This window comes from Pseudomonas sp. NBRC 111127 (genome assembly GCF_001320345.1).
GTDB lineage: Bacteria > Pseudomonadota > Gammaproteobacteria > Pseudomonadales > Pseudomonadaceae > Aquipseudomonas > Aquipseudomonas juntendi.
The window spans coordinates 1-19,774 of record NZ_BCBD01000102.1 but is presented as its reverse complement, the minus strand read 5'-3'; the positions used below and the strand labels follow the sequence as shown (position 1 = coordinate 19,774).

20 protein-coding genes are annotated in these 19,774 nt (G+C 64.9%); 12 read left to right on the top strand and 8 right to left on the bottom strand.

Annotation, left to right across the window (positions count from 1 at the left end; genetic code table 11):
• Positions 1-236: 236 nt before the first annotated feature.
• Both APH30_RS17980 and mhpT read left to right on the top strand, forming a co-directional pair.
• The gene (locus APH30_RS17980) at positions 237-1,628 is read left to right on the top strand and encodes an alginate export family protein (RefSeq protein WP_054913337.1); all 1,392 of its coding nucleotides are present in this window, start codon (positions 237-239) and stop codon (positions 1,626-1,628) included.
• Positions 1,629-1,661: 33 nt separating this feature from the next.
• Complete coding sequence (gene mhpT / locus APH30_RS17975) at positions 1,662-2,894, top strand: 3-(3-hydroxy-phenyl)propionate transporter MhpT (RefSeq protein ID WP_054913336.1); 1,233 nt, start codon at positions 1,662-1,664, stop codon at positions 2,892-2,894.
• A gap of 316 nt (positions 2,895-3,210) precedes the next feature.
• Here the strand turns inward: mhpT and APH30_RS17970 are convergent, their stop codons facing one another.
• Positions 3,211-4,188 carry a D-2-hydroxyacid dehydrogenase family protein gene (locus APH30_RS17970; RefSeq protein ID WP_054905655.1) on the bottom strand — a complete coding sequence of 326 codons (978 nt, stop codon included), beginning with the start codon at positions 4,186-4,188 and terminating at the stop codon, positions 3,211-3,213.
• A gap of 58 nt (positions 4,189-4,246) precedes the next feature.
• Complete coding sequence (locus tag APH30_RS17965) at positions 4,247-5,155, bottom strand: LysR family transcriptional regulator (protein WP_054913335.1); 909 nt, start codon at positions 5,153-5,155, stop codon at positions 4,247-4,249.
• Between the two features lie 96 nt (positions 5,156-5,251).
• Between APH30_RS17965 and APH30_RS17960 the strand changes: the two genes are divergently transcribed.
• Entirely contained in the window at positions 5,252-6,430 is a 1,179-nt protein-coding gene (locus APH30_RS17960; protein ID WP_054913334.1) for an MFS transporter, read from the top strand.
• Between the two features lie 13 nt (positions 6,431-6,443).
• Here APH30_RS17960 and APH30_RS17955 read toward each other — a convergent pair whose 3' ends face one another.
• On the bottom strand, positions 6,444-7,067 hold the full coding sequence (locus APH30_RS17955; protein WP_009685126.1) for a glutathione S-transferase family protein: 624 nt from the start codon (positions 7,065-7,067) through the stop codon (positions 6,444-6,446).
• Positions 7,068-7,258: 191 nt separating this feature from the next.
• Between APH30_RS17955 and APH30_RS17950 the strand changes: the two genes are divergently transcribed.
• Positions 7,259-7,561, top strand: a complete 303-nt coding sequence (locus APH30_RS17950) for a DUF3077 domain-containing protein (RefSeq protein ID WP_009685125.1) — start codon at positions 7,259-7,261, stop codon at positions 7,559-7,561.
• A 79-nt stretch (positions 7,562-7,640) separates the two neighbouring features.
• Positions 7,641-8,366: a hypothetical protein gene (locus tag APH30_RS17945; RefSeq protein WP_054913333.1), complete on the top strand. Its 726-nt coding sequence runs from the start codon at positions 7,641-7,643 to the stop codon at positions 8,364-8,366.
• Between the two features lie 30 nt (positions 8,367-8,396).
• On the opposite strand, the gene APH30_RS17940 is transcribed toward APH30_RS17945, so the two are convergent.
• The gene (locus tag APH30_RS17940) at positions 8,397-10,148 is read right to left on the bottom strand and encodes a phosphoethanolamine transferase CptA (RefSeq protein WP_082416203.1); all 1,752 of its coding nucleotides are present in this window, start codon (positions 10,146-10,148) and stop codon (positions 8,397-8,399) included.
• Positions 10,149-10,352: 204 nt separating this feature from the next.
• Here APH30_RS17940 and APH30_RS28120 point away from each other — a divergent pair, with 204 nt between their 5' ends.
• Positions 10,353-10,508 carry a DUF2986 domain-containing protein gene (locus tag APH30_RS28120; RefSeq protein ID WP_009685121.1) on the top strand — a complete coding sequence of 52 codons (156 nt, stop codon included), beginning with the start codon at positions 10,353-10,355 and terminating at the stop codon, positions 10,506-10,508.
• Positions 10,509-10,533: 25 nt separating this feature from the next.
• Here APH30_RS28120 and APH30_RS17935 read toward each other — a convergent pair whose 3' ends face one another.
• The 3 genes from APH30_RS17935 to APH30_RS17925 all read right to left on the bottom strand — a co-directional run bounded on the left by APH30_RS17935 (position 10,534) and on the right by APH30_RS17925 (position 12,694).
• Positions 10,534-10,908 (bottom strand): hypothetical protein, encoded by a 375-nt coding sequence (locus tag APH30_RS17935; protein ID WP_225786268.1) that lies wholly within the window; start codon positions 10,906-10,908, stop codon positions 10,534-10,536.
• A gap of 173 nt (positions 10,909-11,081) precedes the next feature.
• The gene (locus APH30_RS17930) at positions 11,082-11,672 is read right to left on the bottom strand and encodes a biliverdin-producing heme oxygenase (protein ID WP_054913330.1); all 591 of its coding nucleotides are present in this window, start codon (positions 11,670-11,672) and stop codon (positions 11,082-11,084) included.
• Between the two features lie 74 nt (positions 11,673-11,746).
• Entirely contained in the window at positions 11,747-12,694 is a 948-nt protein-coding gene (locus APH30_RS17925; protein ID WP_054913329.1) for a LysR family transcriptional regulator, read from the bottom strand.
• A gap of 92 nt (positions 12,695-12,786) precedes the next feature.
• On the opposite strand from APH30_RS17925, the gene APH30_RS17920 reads away from it, so the two are divergent.
• From APH30_RS17920 to APH30_RS17895, 6 genes are read left to right on the top strand one after another with little or no spacing between them, the layout of a single operon-like run.
• Positions 12,787-13,734 (top strand): ketopantoate reductase family protein, encoded by a 948-nt coding sequence (locus APH30_RS17920; protein ID WP_054913328.1) that lies wholly within the window; start codon positions 12,787-12,789, stop codon positions 13,732-13,734.
• On the top strand, positions 13,731-14,129 hold the full coding sequence (locus APH30_RS17915; RefSeq protein ID WP_029886075.1) for a VOC family protein: 399 nt from the start codon (positions 13,731-13,733) through the stop codon (positions 14,127-14,129). The genes APH30_RS17920 and APH30_RS17915 overlap by 4 nt, the downstream gene beginning before the upstream one ends.
• Complete coding sequence (locus tag APH30_RS17910; RefSeq protein ID WP_029886074.1) at positions 14,126-14,581, top strand: MaoC family dehydratase; 456 nt, start codon at positions 14,126-14,128, stop codon at positions 14,579-14,581. The genes APH30_RS17915 and APH30_RS17910 overlap by 4 nt, the downstream gene beginning before the upstream one ends.
• Positions 14,578-15,810, top strand: a complete 1,233-nt coding sequence (locus APH30_RS17905) for a CaiB/BaiF CoA-transferase family protein (protein WP_054913327.1) — start codon at positions 14,578-14,580, stop codon at positions 15,808-15,810. The genes APH30_RS17910 and APH30_RS17905 overlap by 4 nt, the downstream gene beginning before the upstream one ends.
• Positions 15,807-16,625, top strand: a complete 819-nt coding sequence (aroE, locus tag APH30_RS17900) for a shikimate dehydrogenase (protein WP_054913326.1) — start codon at positions 15,807-15,809, stop codon at positions 16,623-16,625. Before APH30_RS17905 ends, aroE begins: the two co-directional genes overlap by 4 nt.
• Positions 16,626-16,685: 60 nt before the next feature.
• Entirely contained in the window at positions 16,686-18,131 is a 1,446-nt protein-coding gene (locus APH30_RS17895; RefSeq protein WP_256222062.1) for an MFS transporter, read from the top strand.
• A gap of 81 nt (positions 18,132-18,212) precedes the next feature.
• Here APH30_RS17895 and APH30_RS17890 read toward each other — a convergent pair whose 3' ends face one another.
• Positions 18,213-19,586, bottom strand: coding sequence for an 8-oxoguanine deaminase (locus APH30_RS17890; RefSeq protein ID WP_054913325.1), 1,374 nt, complete (start codon positions 19,584-19,586; stop codon positions 18,213-18,215).
• Between the last annotated feature and the right edge of the window lie 188 nt (positions 19,587-19,774).

The following is a 19,774-nucleotide window of genomic DNA, read 5'->3' as shown; positions in this document are numbered from 1 at the left end:
TTGTTTTGGTAGGTGAAGGGCGGTGCTTACCCGCAGGTTAGACACCACTCAGCGTCGATATTAGCGGCCGGGGCCGGGTTTGCGCAGGCGGTTCGCGCATTAGCGTTCGATCAGCGAACGCTTATGCGCCCAGGCCCCTTGTCGGCGCCATTTAACCATTGACGGCAATATGGTTAACAAAAATAATAGTTAACAGAGTTATCCAATTTTATAAAAACAAGTAAAGGAAACTTCTGATGACCAAGCCGTTGAACCGGGCATGGGTGCCCGTTGTGCTGCTTTCGCTATGCCAGTACACGTATGCTGCGAACCCGCTGGAAGAGAGCCGGCCAGGCCGACCCGGCGCGCCGCGCTGGGTCGAGGACTACCGCTTCCTCGATGACCCCGCCAAGGCCAGCGACCCGTTCGATGGGCTGCGCTACCACCGGTTGTCCGAGTCGGCCCGGCTGCAGCTCGGCGCGGAGGCCCGCTACCGTGCCGATGCATTGGACCAACCCTTCTTCGGTTTGCGGGGCCTGAAAGACGACTCCTACCTGCTGCAACGCTTGCAGGCGCATGCCGATCTGCACCTGTTCGATGACAGGCTGCGCACGTTCTTGCAGGTGGAAAACACCCGCGCCTTCGGCAAGGACCTTTATTCGCCCAACGACGAAGGCCGCAACGAAATCCGTCAGGCGTTCATCGACTTCAATCATGACTTTGCCGCAGGCCGGTACACCACCCGCGTCGGTCGTCAGGAAATGGCCTACGGCGATCAGGTCTTCGTCACCTACCGAGACGCGCCGAACCTGCGCCTGAGCTTCGATGGCGTGCGCGCCAGCCTCAACCTCAAGCGCGGCTACAAGCTCGATGCCTTCGCCGTCAGGCCACTGAAAACCGGTGAGGATAGCTGGGATGACGGCAGCAACAACGCGGTGAAGTTCTATGGGCTCTACGGCACGTTGCCGCTGAGCCCCAGCTGGAACATGGACCTGTTCGGCTTTGGCCTGCAGACCGACGCGCGCAGCCTGGCTGGCGAGGTCGGCGACGAGCAGCGCTACACCTTCGGCACTCGCCTGTTCGGCCGCTATCAAGCGCTTGACTGGAGCTGGAACCTGGCTGGCCAGCGTGGCCACCTGGGCGGCGCATCGATCCGCGCCTGGGCGCTGTCGAGTGACAGTGGCTATACCTTCGCCCACCCCTGGCAACCCCGCCTGGGGCTGCGCGTCGATGCTGCCAGCGGCGATGGCGAGCCTGGCGATGGCAAGGTCGGTACGTTCGACCCGCTGTTCCCGCGCAACGGCGTGTATGGCGAAGCCAGCCTGACCACCTTGAGCAACTTGATCGTGGTCGGGCCCACGTTCGGTTTTTCGCCGTCGCGCACGGTGCGTTTCGAGCCGGCCGTGCTGGCGGTGTGGAAGCAACGCGAAGAGGACGGGGTGTACATGCCGGGCATGAGCATGCTGGCCAACACCCGGGGAACCGGGCGCCATGTCGGCACTATCTACCGGGCCAACGCCCGTTGGCTGGCCACACCCAATCTCACGCTGGACCTGGACCTCAAGTACTACGACGTTGGCGCTGGCATCAAGGAGGCCGGCGGCGATGATTCTTCGATCGTTTCCTTGCGTGCCACATTCAGGCTTTGACTTCACGACCCATAACAACAACAGGGGCCACACATGAGTCATTCATCCAAAGCTGCAAGCAAGCCGGTGCTCACCATCGGCCTGTGTTTTCTGGTGGCGTTGCTTGAGGGCCTGGACCTTCAGGCCACCGGCGTCGCCGCACCGCACATGGCCAAGGAATTCGCGCTGACCTCGGCGATGCTCGGCTGGGTATTCAGCGCCGGGTTGCTCGGGCTGTTGCCGGGCGCGTTCATTGGCGGCTGGCTGGCCGACAGGCTGGGCCGAAAAGCGGTGTTGATCGTCGCGGTATTGCTGTTCGGTGGTTTTTCGCTTGGCACTGCGCATGCCGACAGCTACAGCACGCTGTTGATCGCACGGCTGGTGACAGGGTTGGGGCTTGGTGCAGCGCTGCCGATCTTGATCGCCCTGGCCAGCGAGGCGGCGCCGGAGCACCTGCGCAGTACTGCGGTGAGTGTGACCTACTGCGGCGTGCCGCTGGGTGGGGCGATCGCTTCGGTGATCGGCATGGCCGGGTTGGGTGAAGACTGGCGAGTGGTGTTCTACGTGGGCGGTATTGCGCCGATCATGATTGCCCTGGTGCTGATGCTGTGGCTGAAAGAGTCCCAGGCGTTTCGCGCCCGGCCTGCTGCCAGCGCGGGTGATGCGGGGTTGCTGACCCAGCTGTTCGGGCCGGGGCAGGTCAGCCGCACGCTGCTGCTCTGGCTGGCGTGTTTTTTCACCCTGACTGTGCTGTACATGCTCCTGAACTGGTTGCCGTCGTTGTTGATGGGCCAGGGTTACAGCCGGCCGCAGGCGGGTGCGGTGCAGATCCTGTTCAACCTTGGCGGCGCAGCAGGCTCGTTCCTGACCGGGCGCATGATGGACCGCGGGCATGCCGGGCGTGCGGTGTTCATCGCCTACGCCGGGATGCTGGCCTCGCTGGCTGGGCTGGGGCTGTCGAGCAGTTTTGCGCTGCTGCTGGTGGCGGGCTTTACCGCCGGTTATTGCGCCATTGGTGGGCAACTGGTGCTGTATGCCTTGGCACCCACGCTGTATCCCACCCACGTGCGCGCCACAGGCGTTGGCGCGTCGGTGGCGGTAGGCCGACTGGGTTCGATGGCCGGGCCGTTGGCTGCCGGGCAAATCCTGGCGGCGGGGGCGGGGGTAGGGGGCTTGCTGCTCGCGGCCTCACCCGGCCTGGTGGTGGCTGCGTTGGCAGCGCGCGCGTTGCTGGGGCAGCGTAAACGTGCAGTTCTGCCTGCTGCGGCGCAGAACGCCGCGCCGTAGGCCAGCCTGTAGTGCAGGGGCCGCTTTGCGGCCCATCGCAGGCAAGCCAGCTCCCACAGGGATCGCATCAGGGCTGGCAGGTGGTTGTCACAAGTTATGCAGCGCTACCATTGCCAGAAACCATAGAATCTCCCACAGGTACAGCACGGCCCTCAACAATTGCGAGGTTCCTGTGGGAGATTCTATGGTTTTAGGCAAGGGTAGACGCTGCATATCTTCTGGCAAACACCTGCCAGCCCTGATGCGATCCCTGTGGGAGCTGGCTTGCCTGCGATGGGCTGCGCAGCAGCCCCAATCAGTTCCATTGGCGATGTGCTCAGTTCCCTGCTGCCAGCACCTGCGGGTTGGCCACGTTCTGCGGTGCCCCCCCGAAAAACGCCAGCACATTGTCGAAGGCATCACCGAAATACAGCTCGTAGCCGGTCTTTTCCACATACCCCAAGTGGGGCGTGGCCAGCACACGCGGGTGGCGCAGCAGGGGGTGGCCGGGGTCGAGCACCGGCTCCTGCTCGTACACATCCACCGCCGCGTAACCTGGCCGGCCTGTATCCAGTGCTTGCAGCAACGCCCCTGGCGCAATCAGTTCCGCGCGGCTCACGTTCACCAGCAGGGCGTCCTCCTTCATGCGTGTCAGGTCGTCCAACGTCACCCGGTGCCGGGTTTGCTCGGACAGGCGCAGGTTCAGGCTGACAACATCCGCTTCGGCAAAAAACGCCTCGCGTGACGCCGCGGCCCGGTGGCCATCCGCCGCGGCGGCGGCCCGGCTGCTGTCGCTGCCCCACACCAGCACCGGCATGTCGAACGCCTGCGCATAGCGGGCCAGGCGTTGGCCGATCTTGCCGTAGCCCCAGATACCCAGCACTTGGCCAGCCAGTGCCTGCCCCAGGTTGACTTGCCAGTGGCCTTGGCGGAAGGCATCGATGGCCGGCACCAGTTGGCGGCGGGCATTGAGTATCAGCGCCCAGGCCAGCTCGGCTGGGGCGACTGGCGAGCCCCGGCCCTCGGTCACCACGATGCCACGGGCGGTACAGGCGGCCAGGTCGAGGTGGCTGGAGACCTTGCCGGTCTGGCTGATCAGCTTGAGGCTTGGCAGGCGATCGAGCAGGGCTGCGTCGATGCGGGTGCGTTCGCGGGTCAGTACCAGCGCGTCAGCGTCGGCAAAGCGTGCCGCCAATTGCTCGAGCGTCGCTGGCTGGGGGGCATGCAGTACGTGGACATCGTGCCCGTGCAGGCGACTGAAGCAGTCGAGGGTACGGATCACGTCCTGATAGTCGTCGGGGATGACAATGCGCATGGTGGTCGAGCCCTGGCAGTACTATGGGGGACCCACGATACCCCAACCTGACCTTCGTTCAAGTGCCTACAAAGGGGGGTGATAGCTGCTCCACCAGAAAATCCACGAACACCCGCACCCGCGCCGGCATCGACGGCCCGCCCACGAACACGGCATGGATCGGCTCGCGGTCATCAGGGTTGTAGGCTTCCAGCAGCGGTAGCAGGCGCCCGCTGGCCAGGTCATCGGCCACCGTGAAGGTGCCGATGCGGGCCACGCCTGCCCCCAGCCTGGCCAGCTGTGCCAGCGCTTCGCCGCTGCTGCATTCGATGTTGCCCCGCACCTTCAACGCAAAGACCTCGCCGTCGCGGCGGAACGGCCAGTCTGCTACGGCCCGGCGAAAGTTGAAGTGCAGGCAGTTGTGGCCGGCCAGGTCTTCAGGCACCAGCGGCGTACCGCAGCGCGCCAGGTACTCGGGCGAGGCCACGACCACCTGGCCGGTTTCGCCAATTGGGCGGGCGCTGAGCGAGCTGTCGGGCAGGTGGCCAAAGCGCAGTGCAACGTCGGCCTGGCCGGCGTGAATGTCGGCCACCTCGTCGCTGATGGTCAGGTCGACCAGTACCTGCGGGTAACGCGCGCTGAACGCCGCCAACAGCGGCACCACGGTCAAGCGGGCATGCCCTTGCGCGGCGCTGATGCGCAAGCGCCCGCGCGGCACGCCCTGGTCGGCGATCGCATCCTCGACTTCCTGCAGGTCGGCCAGCACCCGCCGCGCGCCGCGCAGGTATGCCTCGCCCTCGGGGGTCAAGGTCAGGGCCCGGGTGGTGCGCAGCAGCAGGCGGGTGCCCAGGCGCTGCTCGGTGCGGGCGAGAATGCGGCTGACCGCCGAAGGGGTCAGGTTCAAGGCGCGGGCGGCGGCAGACAGGCTGCCCGCGTCCGCCACTTTGGCGAAAACCGCCATTTCACCGGATCTACCGCTGAAGTCCATTTGTGCCTCGCAAGCAAAGGTGATTGGCAAAAAGGCTGTCTAGTGCGCCAGGGAAGCAGATCGTAGCATTTGCCGCATAGCCAAGGAGTTTTTGCCATGCGTATCAATCCACCTCTGGTCGCACTTGCCATCGGTGCCTTCGGCATCGGTGTCACCGAGTTTGCCCCCATGGGCATGTTGCCCAGTATCGCCACTGACCTTGGCGTTTCCATACCTGCTGCCGGGCTGTTGGTCAGTGCCTATGCCCTCGGTGTGCTGATCGGCGCACCGCTGATGACCCTGGCCACGGTAAGGATCCCGCGGCGTTACCTGTTGATCGGCCTGATGGCGATCTTCACTCTGGGCAACCTGATGTCGGCACTGGCCAGTGACTACGCCAGTCTGCTGGTTGCCCGTGTGGTCACGTCACTGAACCACGGCGCGTTCTTTGGCATCGGCTCGATCGTCGCCGCCAGCGTGGTACCGCCCGAGAAGCGCGCCGGGGCGGTGGCAGCGATGTTCATGGGCCTCACACTGGCCACCATCGGCGGGGTGCCGCTGGCCACCTGGTTTGGTGAAATGCTGGGCTGGCGCACGGCGTTCTGGGGCATCGCCGGGCTTGGCCTGATCGCGATGACCACGCTGTGGTATGCACTGCCAAACGTACCCTCGCCCAAAGGCGACGGGGCCATGGCCGAAATCCGCGTGCTCGTGCGGGGGCCGGTGCTGGCGGCGTTGGTGCTGACCGTGGTGGGCTCCAGCGCCATGTTCACGGTGTTCACCTACATTGCGCCGATCCTGCAGAACGAGGCTGGCGCGTCCACCACGTTCGTCACCGCCATGCTGGTGCTATTCGGTGTCGGCCTGACTTTGGGCAACGTGTGGGGCGGCAAGGCGGCGGATCGCTCGGTCGACCGCACCTTGATCCTGTCGTTGGCGGTGCTGATTGCCGTGCTGCTGGTGTTCCCGCTGGTACTGGACTGGCCACTGCCCACGGCACTGGCGATCCTGGTCTGGGGCGCGGCCAGCTTCGCCTTGGTGCCACCGCTGCAGATGCGCGTGATGGAAGCGGCCAAGGATGCCCCCAACCTGGCCTCGGCGGTGAACATCGGTGCATTCAACCTGGGGAATGCGATCGGCGCGGCGCTGGGCGGCGCGGTGATCAACGTGGGGTTGGGCTACGCGGCGATTGCCCTGGCAGGGGCGGCGATGGCGGCGCTGGGCCTGGTGCTGGTGCTACTGTTTGCCTGGCGTGGCCGGGCGGCGGCCATGGCACAGTGCAATGTGCCAGGCTGACTGCCGGGGGGCTTTACGGGGTGCCGTTACGGCCATGCAGGTGGTAAGCCGGGCGCTCGCTAAGGCGCTCGTAGTAATCGCGCACAGCCGGTAGGTGCGGGTGCTCGAACGGCGTTTCGAACCAGCGGTTGACCGACAGGCCGATAGGAATATCGGCCAGGGTGAACTGGGCACCGGCCACGTAGGCGCCGGTAGCGGCCAGTTGCCGGTCGAGGATGTGCATGTAACGCGCCCAGTCCGCACAACCCGCCGCCAGCGCCACAGGGTCCTGGTGGGCGGGCGAATGCCTGACCAGCGACATGAAGGCGTAGCTCCAGGCGCGGTTCAAGTCTGACGCCTGCCAATCTATCCACTGGTCGATCCTGGCCCGTGCCTGTGCTTCGCCGGGGTAGAACGCGGTGGCGCCATAGCGGTTGGCCAGGTAGCGGATGATGCTGTTGGACTCCCACAGGGTGAAGTCGCCATCCTGGATCACCGGAACCATGGCGTTGGGGTTCAGCGCCAGGAATTGCGCGGTGTCGGTGGCCTTGAAGCCCGTACCCCAGTCTTCGCGTTCGAAGGCGACCTCGAATTCGGCACAGGCCCACAGGACTTTTCGCACGTTGATGGAAGAAGCTCTGCCCAATATCCGTAGCATGATGTTCGTCCTGAATGGGGGTGGTTGATCGTCCGCCACTGCTCGGTCTCGGTCAAGGGGCAGGGTGCAAGGGGGTTCTGCACGGTAACTTTGTAGGGCATTTCCGAAAATGAGCCGTTCCAGGCTCAGGTCATTGTGGTGGCCCAGGCCGCCGCCTAGTCTCGGCACGCTCAACCCCCCGAGGAATGAACATGGAAAACGACACCCCCGAAGACAACAACACGCTCAATGTGGTGGCGGCGGCCAGCCGTTTCGGCCACCCCGATGCCGAACTGGTGCACATGCGGCCGCAGTTGCCGATACGAACCGCGCTGACGGAAGCCTCGGCCATCATGGGCTGCATTACTGAAATCACGCGCAAGGCCATCGACCGGCCAAGTGACCGCAAGGTGATGATCAAGGCCACGTTCTACCTGGCGGGCATGGCCAAGGCACTGGTCGATGGCCAGCTGCTGCAGATGCGCCAGGCCCGCGAGAAGGAGGGCATCGAGTAGACAGGGTTGCCTGGGGGCCATGAACTTGGCACCCTTGGGCGGTTTGAATCGTCTGCATCACCTCAAAAGGAGGTTCGCATTGAGTTGGGACAAGGTGGGGAAGCTCCTGGTCGCGGTGCTGGTTGGCCTGATGGTCCTGTCGGCCGCCTACGCGTTGTTCAGGGGCAACCCGCGGCTGGAAGCGTCACTGACGTATGCCTACCTCACCTATCCTGGCCAGTTCAGCGAGCGCATCAGCAAAGCCAGCGACCAGCTCAAGTATGAGCAGTTGCAAGGGCGTATCAACAGCATCAGCCAAGGGCAGTTGAGCCACGATCAGGTCGAGCGCCTGGTCGAGCTGGCTCAGCTGCCCTACGCCCAGCTGTTCGCCAAACCGTTCGAGGCGGGGTTGGTGGACCACCGTACCGGCTTGCTCATCGAGCTGCACAACAGTGGCGATGCGCCGGTGCGCCAGGTCAAAGTGCGCCTGCCAGGCAAAGGCCTGGTGCAGGTGCGCGATGCTGCTGGCAACGACACACTGCTGGAGCAGGCTACTGCACAAGTGGACATCCCTGTCATCGAGCCGGGTAGCCGGTGCAAGGTGTGGGTGTATTTCGACGCCGATTATTCCCAGATCCGCCAGGGCGGCGTCAGCATTACCCATGCCGACGGCGCAGCCAATGTGCAGGTGTATCACGAAGTGATCGGCTTCCCGGCAACCGTGGCCCGCTACAGCCGCGAGCTCATGGGGCTGCTGGTGGTACTGGCGCTGGGCGTGCTGGGCCTGGGTTACGCGCTGCTGGCGCGCCGCTCAGCGCAGCGTTAGGCGCTGCGCCGCAGAGCCCAGGCGCCTGCCTTACTGTTGAACCTCGCGGCTGGCCGTCTGCTGCTCGCCCGCTGCCTTGCCCCCAGGCAGCTGATCGAACGGGTGCAAGCCGTCTTTGCGGTAGGGGTCGCCGATCCAGCGCGGCGCGGCCAGGAACTGCGCGCTCACCAGGCTCTTGGCCGGCTCGAAGCCGTCGTAGCTCAAACCGGCAAGGTCCGACAGCGTATGGATCAGGTGCGAGCTGCTGTACGGGCGCTTGGCCATCGCCTGCAGGTCCCGCGGGTGCTGGGCCTGCCAGCTGGGTGAGGTCCACACCAGGAACGGAATGGTGTACATCGGCCGGGTAGGCGCGCTTTCGTTGCGCCCCAGCCGGTCGTGGTTGCCAGAACTGTATACGTCCTCACCATGGTCGGACAGGTAGACCAGGAAGCCATTCGGGCTGCCGGCAGCGTAGCGCTTGATCAGGCTCGACACCACGAAGTCGTTGTAGCGCACTGCGTTGTCGTAGAAATTGTAGGTTTGCACCTGGTCATCGGTCAGTGCACTCGGTGCGCCCTGCTTGTCGGTGAAGTGGGCATAGGCGTCCGGGTAGCGGTAGCGGTAGTCCATGTGGGTGCCCAGCAGGTGCACGATGATGAACTTGTTGGGGGCCGGGTCTTGCAGGGCCTTCTCGAACGGCGCGAGCACCACGTCATCGTACTGGCTGGCATTCTGGTTGCGCTGGTTGTTCAGGTACACCGGCACGTCCGTCTGCTGCGAGAAGGTGGTGAGCATGGTGTTGCGCTTGGTCATGGTTTGCTGGTTGGTGATCCAGAAGGTCTTGTAGCCTGCCTGTTTCATCAGGTTGATCAGCGAGGGGTCGGTGAGGAACCGGTCCGGGGCCTGCTCATCGCCGAAGGTCAGAATCTGCTGCATCACTTCGATGGTGTAGGGGCGTGGCGACACCACATCGCGGAATACGGTCAGCCCTTTGTCGTTGGCAGCCAGCGCGTCGAGGTTGGGGGTGGTGTCACGGTTGTAGCCATACAGGTGCATGTGCTCGCGGGTGGTCGATTCACCCAGCACCAGAACCAGCGTACGCGGTGCCGAACCGCTGTGGTCACGCAGGTTCCGCAGGGGCGGCAGGGCAGCATTCTGCGCCAGCAGCGCCTGCATGTTGTCCAGTTGCTGGCGGTACTGGCGGTAGCCGACCAGCAATTGCCAAGGCACTGCAGGTTCCATGCGCTGCTGTACCTTTTCCAGCGCATCGGCAAAATTGCGCTCCTGGGTGACCATTTGCTTGTAGAACGGCAGCACCAGGTTGGCTGCCAGCAACAGCACCACCACTGGCAGGCGGCTGCGCAGCGGCAGGTAGACCGGGCGTACGCGGCGCCACAGCAATACTGCCCCCACGGTGTACAGCAGCAACGCCAGGCCCAGCCAGGCACTGAAGTACTGGCTGAAGTACTCACCAGCCTCGGCGGTGTTGGACTCGAACATCACGAAGATGACGCTCTGCGAGAACTCCTGGCGATAAATGCCGAAATAGCTCAGGCCAACCAGCGAAGCAGCCCACAGCAGCAGGCCGATGAGCGCCGCAGTGGCGCGGGTAAGGCGGGGCAGCAGCAGCACCGGGGCCAGCCACAGGCTGCTGAGGAAGAACGCATCACGGAAACCCGAGAAACCGGTAGTGCCACTGAACAGCAGCAGTGCCTGGGTGACGCCAGAGAAATACCAGAAGAACAGCAAGAGCCAGCCCAGGCCGGCCCAGTCCACGCGGGAAGGGGAAGTGGTGTGTGACACGTGTGCCTCGTCGTACCTTGGTAGCCCGCAACGGTGTGCGTGGCCGGAAAGGGCGTGACGCTAATCTGTGGACTGTGAAAATAACGTCAAGGCGAGCAGCCATGGGGCCTTGGTCGTAGCCCGCTGCGCAGCAGCCGTGCGCAGCGGGTTGCTTGCACGGGTATGATGGCGGCCGCTAAACCGTACTCAAAGGCCGTGTGGACCATGAACCGTCGTAAGAAGATCAAGCAGCTGCTGCAGGCGCACCAGAAGAAAGCCAGCGCCAAACTTGCGCCGCGCAAGCCCAGGTACATCTGCAAGGCTGACCGTTTGAAGCTGGAAACAGAAGGGGTGGAGGCGGCCCCACCCCAGGCTGACTGAAGCGCCAGCAGCCGGTGTGTCGGCTTCAGCGGCGGTAGTGCCGGTGCTCGTCATAGTGGCGTTGGTGCATCGCCCGCTCATGGCGGCGCTCCCAATCCCGGCGGCGTTCCCAGTCACGTCGCCGCTCCCAGTCGCGCCGGGCCTGCTCGCGACGCCACTGCTCGCGGCGCCAGTCGCCCCTGTGGTCGTGCCAGCGGTGGTCATCATGGGCCAGCAGGGTCGCCGGCTGAACAGCGGCCGCACTGGCCACACTCGACCAAGGGTTGTTGGCCGCAGGCAACGCTGGCTGAACGGCCGGGGCCGCGACCTCGGCCGGTTTCAGTGGCAGGGCCGAAGCCGTGCCCGCTGCTGCAAGCGAGAACAGACCGAACAGCATCCACCTGGCGACTTGTATTTTCATGAGCGAAGCCCACCTCTGATCACAATTGAGCTATCAGGCCAGCGGTGAGGCAAGCTGCTTCGCCTGCCGTGACCGTTCTGTGCCACCCTCATAGACCAGCAACCAGGAAAAAGTTCGCTGCAGCAATAACTTGTACAATTATGCGGCAAGCAACCCGCGCGGCCCAAACCGGATCAGCGTTCGGCAAACACTGCGCGCAGGTGGCTGCGGTAATGCTCGAACGCTGCAATTGCGCCGTTTATCGCCTCGGCCTCTTGCTGTTCATCCAGCGCCAGGGCGTCCACACGAGCCACAAACTCACGCCAATGCAGCGCACGGCCATCAGGGTGCGGGGCCAGGTGGCTGGCGCCCTGGTCTTCACCCAGGCCCAGGCGTTGGGTGTACTTGAACAGAAACGCAGCCCCCAGGTTCGACCCCTCGCTGCAATACAGCCAGCCCAACGCCTGCGCCGGGCTGGCGCACACCGCAGGTGGTGGCGGTGGCGTGGGCAGGCCCAGGTCCAGCAGGTCGGCCTGCACCGCGGCAAACCGTGACAAGGCCGACAGCCCCGGTAGTTGCCGGTTGAGCTGCGGGTCCTGATACAACCCCAGCAAGCTGCCATGAAAACCATGCTGCACCTGCAGGAACCGGCCGTAGCGCTCGCGGCTCTCAAACGGCCGTGCCGCCATGACCAGCTGATCGACGCTGTCATGGTCGCGGCTGCTGGCCGCTTTCAAGCGTTGGCAGCGGCCTGGCTGCGAAACAGAGGGGGGTGCTGCGGTCATCGGCATATCCGTGGCATGAACGTAATGCGCCCATCATGCTTGGCACCCCGGCCAGCAGCAAGCGTTGCGCGGTGTCAGGCGCCTGTCTGGCTGGAGCCCTTGCGCGAGCCGGCTGAGCCGTCGCGGGCGAACAGCCCATGGACCACTGCGCGCAACCAGCTGTTACCCCCGTCCTGGTGGTAGCGGGCGTGCCAGTGCTGCTTGACCGTGAAACCCTCGACCGCGAACGGGCAGTCGTGCACCTGCAAATCATGCATGTCGGCCAACGTCTGGCCGATATGGCGGGGCAGGGTGGCGATCAGGTCGGTGCTCCCGAGGATCATGCCCAGGCCCAGGAACGCCGGTAGCTCCAGCACGATGCGGCGCTCGATGCCGGCCCGCGCCAGTGCCGTTTCCAGCAGCTTCTGGCCGGTGCCGGCGCTGATCTGCACATGGCCTTCGGCGTGGTAGCAGGCCATGCTCAGGCCGCCGGCCAGGCGCGGGTGCCCGCGCGCGCTCAGGCACACCCAGTCCTGGTCGAACAGCACTTGCTGGTACATGCCACCGCCCAGCCACGGTACGAAGCCGATCGCCAGGTCAGCTTCACCCGATTCCAGCGCGCTTTCGCTGTTGCCATCGATGCGTACCGCCTCCAGGCGAATGCCGGGCGCGTGGCTGCGCACGTGGTTGAGGATGCTGGGCAGCAAGGTGATGTGGCTGGCGTCGCTCACACACAGGCGAAAGCGCCGTTGTGCGGTAGCGGGTTGGAACTGCGGTTCCCAGGCCGCCAGCCGGCGCAGTGATTCGAGGACTTCGCGGCACGGCCCGATCAACTGGTCGGCGCGTGGGGTGGGCGCCATGCCCCCAGGGGTGCGCACAAACAGCGGGTCGTTAAGTTGTTCGCGCAGGCGGCCTAGCCAGATGCTGATGGTCGGCTGGCTCTGCCCCAGCTGTTCAGCGGCGCGGGTAACGCTACGGCAGTGGTAGAGCACATCGAACAGTTGCAGCAGCTTGGGTTCGGGCAGTACCGGGGCAGTGGTCATTATTGCGAATCTCAATGGGGCTATTTGCTGCATTGTATAGCGCTAATAAGCGTGGCTGCATAAGGTGATCGCAAACCACGGAGGTCTGCGATTTGAAAATCTGCATTCTGGGCGCCGGCGCCCTGGGCTGCGCCATCGGCGCGGCATTGAGCGAAGCCGGGCATGAAACCTGGCTGCTCAACCGAGGCCGTGCGCATGTCGAGGCCATCAACCAGCACGGCCTGCAGGTGCAGGATGAGCGCGGCCAGCGCCGGGTCCGCGTGCATGCGGCGACGTGCGCCGATGAGGTGGGGGTGGCCGACCTGGTGGTGGTCCTGGTGAAGTCGTTCCACACCGCCGAGGCGATCGCCGGGGCCAAGGCGCTTCTGGGCCCGCAAACGCTGCTGCTGTCGCTGCAGAACGGCCTGGGGCACGAGGATATCCTGGCGCAGGCGGCCGGGCGCGAGCGGGTACTGGCTGGCAAGACCTATGTCGGCGGCGTGCTGCTGGCGCCGGGGGCGATCCGCGCCGGGGTGGCCGGCAAGCAGACCTACATCGGTGAACTGGACGGCGAGCGCAGCGCCCGCGTGCAGGCTATCGCCGAGGTATTCAACGGTGCAGGCCTGGCCACCACGGTCAGCGACAACATCCTCGGCACCATGTGGGACAAGCTGCTGGTCAACGTCGCCACCGGTGCGCTCAGCGCCATCACCAGGCTCAGCTATGGCCAGCTGTACAGCGAGCCGCTGCTGGCGAGCACCGCCAAGGCGGCCGTTGCCGAAGCGATCGCGGTGGCCGAGCACGCCGGTATCCGCCTGAGCCTGACCAGCCCCGAGGCAGCCTGGCAGCTGGCCGCCGAAGGCCTGCCGGCGAGCTTTCGCACCTCGATGCTGCAGAGCCTGGAAAAAGGCTCGATCACTGAAATTGACTTCATCAACGGTTCCGTCGTGCGCTGGGGCCAGCGCCACGGCGTCGCCACCCCCGTCAACGCCACCCTGGTGGCGTGTATCAAAGGCATCGAACGCGCGATGGCCGACCAGCAGAACAAGGACAACCCATGAGCCAGCCGAAAGCCTACCTCGAACACGTCGCCTTCTGGGTGCGTGACATCAACTGGCATATCCGCTTTTTCAGCGAGGTGTGCGGCATGACCCTGCGCGAGTCGCAGGGTGACCCCGAGCAGCCGACCCAGTACTGGACCCTCGGCGGCCTGCAGTTCATCCACCAGCCCGACTTTGCAGGGCCTGAAGGGCGCATGGCGCACCTGGGGATCATGTGCGAAGACCTGGAGGCGGTGCTGGCGGCAGCACAGCGTTTCGGCGTCAGTGCAATGCCGCAGGGCCGCAACTGGCTGCGCTTGCCCGACGGCCTGGCCGTGGAGTTCATCCAGGCATTGCCCAAGGCGACGGTGGCCCAGGCGCTGGCTATCAACCCACGTGCGCAGGTGCAGCCATGAGCGTGACTGAAAAGTACTGGGACGACGCCCGCGAGGGCGATGAATGCATCAGCCCGAGCTACACCGTCACCCGCGAACGCATCCTGGCCTATGCCGACCTGACCGGTGACCATACCCCGGTGCATGTCGATGAGGCGTATGCCAATGCCAGCCACTTTGGCTGCCTGGTTGCCCATGGCCTGTTTGGCCTGTCGATCGCCGATGGCTTGAAGACCCAATGCGATTACCGCTTCGTGCCGGGCATGTCACTGGGCTGGACCTGGGACTTCGTGTTGCCGATCAAGGTCGACGATGTGCTTCATGTGCGCATGCGCGTTGGCGCGATGCGCCTGAGTAAAAGCCGCCCGGGTTGGGGCATCGTGGTCCTGCCGTCGGAGCTGATCAACCAGCACGGCCAGGTCGTGCAACGCGGCGAGCACCGGCTGATGGTGCCGTGCAAGGGGGCAGCATGAGCCAGGCATTGCCATTGGCGGGTATCCGCGTCATCGACTACAGCCATTTTCTTGCCGGGCCTTATGTAGGGCGTTGCCTGGCGGCGCTGGGCGCCGAGGTGATCAAGGTTGAACGGCCAGGCAGCGGCGACGCCGGTCGCCAGCACGCGTTCACCCTGGATGACCAGCAAAACGGTTACTTCCTGCAACTGAACATGGGCAAGCAGGGCGTCAGCGTCAACATGAAGGACCCACGGGGCAAGGCCTTCATGCAGCGCCTGACCGATTCGGCCGACGTGTTCATCGAAAACTACCGGCCGGGCGCGCTGGACAAGCTGGGGTTGGGCTATGCCGAGCTGGCGGCGCGCAACCCGCGATTGGTGTACTGCTCGATTTCCGCCTATGGCCACACGGGGCCGGATGCACACCGTGCCGGCTTCGGGCTGATCGCCGAGGCCAAGAGCGGGATCATGCAGATGGTTGGCGTACCGGGCGAAGCACCGCCGTTGCTACGCATTTCGCTGGGCGACATGTACACCGGCATCCACGCCGTGGCCGCCATCAATGCCGCCTTGCTGGGGCGCGTCAGCAGTGGCCGTGGCCAGCACATCGACATGGCCTTGTACGACACGCTGGTGTCGATGCATGAGTACGCGGTGCAGTGCTTCACGCTGTCCAACGGCACCGTACTGCCCGAGCAGACCGGCCATGACATGCCCACCTCGACGTTGTATGGGGTGTTCCGTGCCGCCGACGGCGACCTGGTGATCGCTGCCCAGGTCGATGACGCCTGGCGGCGCTTTGCCGGCATGCTTGAAGCCAATGGTGGCCCGGCAGGTTTTGCCAGCGACAGCCGCTACCACAGCGTGAATGGCCGCAATGCCCACCGCGAGGCAATTCTGGCGGTGGTGCGCGATTGGGTAGGCGCGCGGCCAGTGGCGGCTATCCTGGCCTTGCTCGATGCCATCGACGTGCCCAGCGCCAAGGTACAGCGTATCGACGAGGTGCTGGCCGACCCGCAGATTCAGGCGCGCAACATGGTCGTCGAACAGCATCACCCGCGCTATGGCACACTGCGCCTGCCCAACCTGCCGTTCCGTTTTTCCGACTGCGACACCACCATCCACCAGGTGGCCCCGGACCTGGGCCAGCACAACGCCGAAGTCGCCGCCGGGCTTGGCTTCAGCGCCGAAGAAATCACCGCCATGCAGGCAGACGGGGTGCTGTTCACCCATGGAGAGGCACGATGAGCGACCGCTATGCAGTGATCGGCCGACCGATCAACCACACCAAGTCTCCGCTGATCCACGGGCTGTTCGCCCAAGCCTGTGGCCAGCAGCTGGAATATGGCGCAATCGAGGGGTCGCTGGAGGGCTTCGAGGCCCAGGTGCTGGCGTTCCGCGGTGAGGGTGGGCTGGGCATGAACATCACGGCACCGTTCAAGCTGCGCGCCTTCGAACTGGCCGAGCGCTGCAGCGAACGAGCGCAACTGGCCCGCGCTGCCAATGCCCTGAAGTTCGAGAACGGCGGCATCGTGGCAGAGAATTTCGATGGTATTGGCCTGCTGCGCGATATCGAGGTCAACCTCGGGGAGCCGCTGCATGCGCGTCGTGTGCTGGTACTGGGGGCGGGTGGCGCGGTGCGTGGGGCGCTCCTGCCGTTCCTGCAGGCCGGCCCTGCCGAGCTGGTGATCGCCAACCGCGACATGGCCAAGGCCGTGGCGCTGCGCAATGAGCTGAATCACCCGCGGCTGCGTATCAGCCGGTACGAAGAACTGCCGGGGCAGGCTTTCGATATCGTGGTCAACGCCACCTCTGCCAGCCTGGTCGGTGAGTTGCCACCGCTGCCTGCCGGGGCCCTGGCCGAGGCCCGGCTGGCCTACGAACTGGCTTATGGCAAAGGCCTCACGCCGTTCCTGCGCCTGGCCCGTGAACAAGGTGTTGCGCGCCTGGCCGATGGCGTGGGCATGCTGGTCGAGCAGGCGGCAGAGGCGTTTGCCTGGTGGCGCGGGGTGCGCCCCGAAACCGGTGCCGTGATCGATCGCCTGACCATCCCGCTGGAGTAGGCCTATGGTTGCCAACGTGCCCGTGCAGCTCCGCGCCCTCGAACGGCGGCTCGGTTGCCCATGACCGGGCCGCCAACGCAACGCCCTGGCACCCTGGCCCACCCGGCAGCTGCCCAGCGCTCGCGCCAGACCACCTGCATTGGCTTGCTGGTGGCCATCACGTTCTTCATGGAAAACCTGGACGCCACCGTCATTGCCACCGCGCTGCCGCAAATGGCCAGCGACTTCGGCCAAAGCGCGGTCAGCCTGAACATCGGTATCAGTGCCTACCTGCTGGCGGTGGCGGTGTTCATCCCGCTCAGTGGCTGGCTCGCCGAGCGCTTTGGCCCGCGCCAGGTGTTCGCCGGGGCGATCGCCTTGTTCACTGCCGCTTCGTTGCTGTGTGGGCTGGCCGCCAGCCTGGAAACCTTTGTGGCTGCACGGGTGTTGCAGGGCATCGGCGGCGCCCTGATGGTTCCGGTGGGGAGGTTGGTGGTGTTGCGCACCACCGAGAAAAAAGACCTGGTGAAGCAGCTCGCGGTCATCACCTGGCCGGGCCTGGTGGCACCGGTACTGGGCCCGCCGCTCGGTGGCCTGATCGTCACGCACGGGTCGTGGCCGTGGATCTTCTACCTGAACATTCCCCTCGGTTTGCTGGCCCTTGCCGCCGCCTGGCTGTTGATACCCGACACCCGCTGCGAGGCGCCGCGCCGCTTCGACACGCTGGGCTTCGTCTGGTTGGGCTCGGCCTGTGCGGCCTGGCTGGTGGGCCTGGAGCTGCTCGGGTCACTGGCCGGCGACAGCCTGGGGGCAGGGCTGGTACTGGTAGTGCTTGGGGCTGTGCTGACCGGGTTGGCCATCCGTCACGGTCGGCGCCACCCGGCCCCCCTGTTGCCCCTGCACACCCTGGCCATCCGTACCTTCAGGGTCAGCATCGTGGGCGGCACCCTGTTCCGCCTGTCGATCAGCGCGTTACCGTTTCTGATCCCTTTGCTGTTGCAGGTTGGCTTCGGCCTGCCACCGTTGGACGCCGGCCTCTTGGTGCTGGCGATCTTTGCCGGCAACCTGGCGATGAAGCCCTTCACCAGCGGGTTGTTGCGGCGCTTTGGTTTTCGCCGCGTGTTGCTGGGCAACGGCCTGGTCGGCGTGGCCTGCATCCTGGCCTGCCTGGGGTTGCAGCAGGGCATGGCGTGGTACTGGATGGCGCTGGTGCTGTTCATGGGCGGGCTGTCACGGTCGATGCAGTTCACCACCTACAACGCGGTGGGGTTTGCCGATGTGCCGCAGCAGCAGATGGCCGAGGCATCGACGCTGTTCAGCATGTGCTTCCAGCTGGCCATGGCGTTGGGGGTGGCGGTGGTAGCGCTGCTGTTGCGCGTGGCCATGCAACTGCGTGGCGGCGAGAGCGGGTTGACCGTTGCCGACTTCCACTGGGCGTTGCTTGGCCTTGCACTGATTGCCGGTGTGGCCCTGCTGGACGCCCTGCGCTTGCCGGCCAATGCCGGCGACCAGGTGTTGCGCAACTGAGGCAACGGGCTGCGTTGCAGCCCATCGCCGGCGAGCCCACAGCACGCGGGTGCAGCGCAAACGGCTGGCTTGCCGTCGCGTTCAGGCGCCGCTGACCAATTGCAGGGCCAGCTGGTTGTGGCGTTCCAGCACCCGCGGCAGGTCGACCGTGGCCAACTGGGCGTCCTTGACCACCACGCGGCCATTGATGACGCTGGTGTGGACCTGGGTCGGGGTGCAGAACACCAGCGCGGCCAACGGGTCGTTGTGGCCGCCGGCGTAAGCCACATGGCCCAGGTCGAACGCGACGAAGTCGGCGACCATGCCCGGTGCCAGGGCGCCGATGTCGTTGCGGTTGAGCACTTTGGCGCCGCCCAGGGTCGCGATTTCCAGCGCTTCACGGGCGGTCATGGCGTCGGGGCCGAAGCCAACCCGCTGCAGCAGCAGGGCCTGGCGCACTTCGCCGATCATGCTGGCGCCGTCATTGGAGGCCGAACCGTCTACGCCCAGGCCGACCGCAACGCCGTGGTCACGCATCTTGCGCACCGGGGCGATGCCGGAGGCCAGGCGCATGTTCGAGCAAGGGCAGTGGGCAACCCCGGTACCGGTACGGGCGAACAGCTCGATGCCATGCTGGTCGAGCTGTACGCAGTGGGCGTGCCAGACGTCGTGGCCGACCCAGCCGAGGTCTTCGGCATACTCGGCGGGCGTCATGCCGAATTTTTCACGGCTATAGGCGATGTCGTTGACGTTCTCGGCGAGGTGGGTGTGCAGCGAAACGCCATACTGGCGCGCCAACACCGCAGCTTCGCGCATCAGGTCGCGGCTGACCGAGAACGGCGAGCAGGGCGCCACGACGATGCGGCGCATCGACCCGTGACTGGCGTCGTGGTAGTCCTCGATCAGGCGCTGCGACTCCTTGAGAATGTCGGCTTCCTTCTCGACCACCGCATCTGGCGGCAGGCCGCCCTGGCTTTGCCCTACGCTCATGCTGCCGCGCGCGGCATGGAAGCGCATGCCGATCTCGCTGGCGGCATGAATGCTGTCGTCTAGCTTGCAGCCGTTGGGGTAGATGTACAGGTGGTCGCTGGAGGTGGTACAGCCGGACAGCATCAGCTCGGCCATGGCGGTCTGGGTCGACACCGCGATCATTTCCGGGGTCAGCCGAGCCCAGATCGGGTACAGGTTGGTCAGCCAGTTGAACAGTTCACCGTCCTGAGCCGCCGGCACCACGCGGGTCAGGCTCTGGTACATATGGTGGTGGGTGTTGACCAGGCCCGGGATGACCACCTTGCCGGCCATGTCCAGCACCACGTCGGCGTGCTGGGGCAGGCTATCGCTGGGGCCCACTTGCTTGATCAGGTTGTCTTCGATGTACAGGCCGCCGTTTTTGATTTCGCGGCGTTCGCTGTCCATGGTGACCAGCAGTTGGGCGTTCTTGACGAGGAGGGTTTTCTTGGTAGCGGTAAATGACATGGCTTAAGCCCGTCGCAATACGCCTGGGCGATTACCGAGGTCGTAGGCGAACGCGTATGTAATCAGGAATCCTGAAAGTTGTATACATCAGCGGTCGATTGATGAAATCGAGTCATTCGATTAGTGAAATAACACCAGAAATACGAATTCATTTTACCAATAGACTGGTGACCTTATTTCTGGAGCCT

Coding starts and splice junctions, on each gene's coding strand:
- APH30_RS17970 (WP_054905655.1), bottom strand. CDS start 4,188: ATGCGCATTGTCATCCCCGACGACTATCAGGACGTGATCCGTACCCTC.
- APH30_RS17890 (WP_054913325.1), bottom strand. CDS start 19,586: ATGTCATTTACCGCTACCAAGAAAACCCTCCTCGTCAAGAACGCCCAA.
- APH30_RS28120 (WP_009685121.1), top strand. CDS start 10,353: ATGAACCGTCGTAAGAAGATCAAGCAGCTGCTGCAGGCGCACCAGAAG.
- APH30_RS17915 (WP_029886075.1), top strand. CDS start 13,731: ATGAGCCAGCCGAAAGCCTACCTCGAACACGTCGCCTTCTGGGTGCGT.
- APH30_RS17930 (WP_054913330.1), bottom strand. CDS start 11,672: ATGACCGCAGCACCCCCCTCTGTTTCGCAGCCAGGCCGCTGCCAACGC.
- aroE (WP_054913326.1), top strand. CDS start 15,807: ATGAGCGACCGCTATGCAGTGATCGGCCGACCGATCAACCACACCAAG.
- APH30_RS17965 (WP_054913335.1), bottom strand. CDS start 5,155: ATGGACTTCAGCGGTAGATCCGGTGAAATGGCGGTTTTCGCCAAAGTG.
- APH30_RS17980 (WP_054913337.1), top strand. CDS start 237: ATGACCAAGCCGTTGAACCGGGCATGGGTGCCCGTTGTGCTGCTTTCG.
- APH30_RS17905 (WP_054913327.1), top strand. CDS start 14,578: ATGAGCCAGGCATTGCCATTGGCGGGTATCCGCGTCATCGACTACAGC.
- APH30_RS17950 (WP_009685125.1), top strand. CDS start 7,259: ATGGAAAACGACACCCCCGAAGACAACAACACGCTCAATGTGGTGGCG.
- APH30_RS17895 (WP_256222062.1), top strand. CDS start 16,686: ATGACCGGGCCGCCAACGCAACGCCCTGGCACCCTGGCCCACCCGGCA.
- APH30_RS17960 (WP_054913334.1), top strand. CDS start 5,252: ATGCGTATCAATCCACCTCTGGTCGCACTTGCCATCGGTGCCTTCGGC.
- APH30_RS17955 (WP_009685126.1), bottom strand. CDS start 7,067: ATGCTACGGATATTGGGCAGAGCTTCTTCCATCAACGTGCGAAAAGTC.
- APH30_RS17910 (WP_029886074.1), top strand. CDS start 14,126: ATGAGCGTGACTGAAAAGTACTGGGACGACGCCCGCGAGGGCGATGAA.
- mhpT (WP_054913336.1), top strand. CDS start 1,662: ATGAGTCATTCATCCAAAGCTGCAAGCAAGCCGGTGCTCACCATCGGC.
- APH30_RS17935 (WP_225786268.1), bottom strand. CDS start 10,908: ATGAAAATACAAGTCGCCAGGTGGATGCTGTTCGGTCTGTTCTCGCTT.
- APH30_RS17925 (WP_054913329.1), bottom strand. CDS start 12,694: ATGACCACTGCCCCGGTACTGCCCGAACCCAAGCTGCTGCAACTGTTC.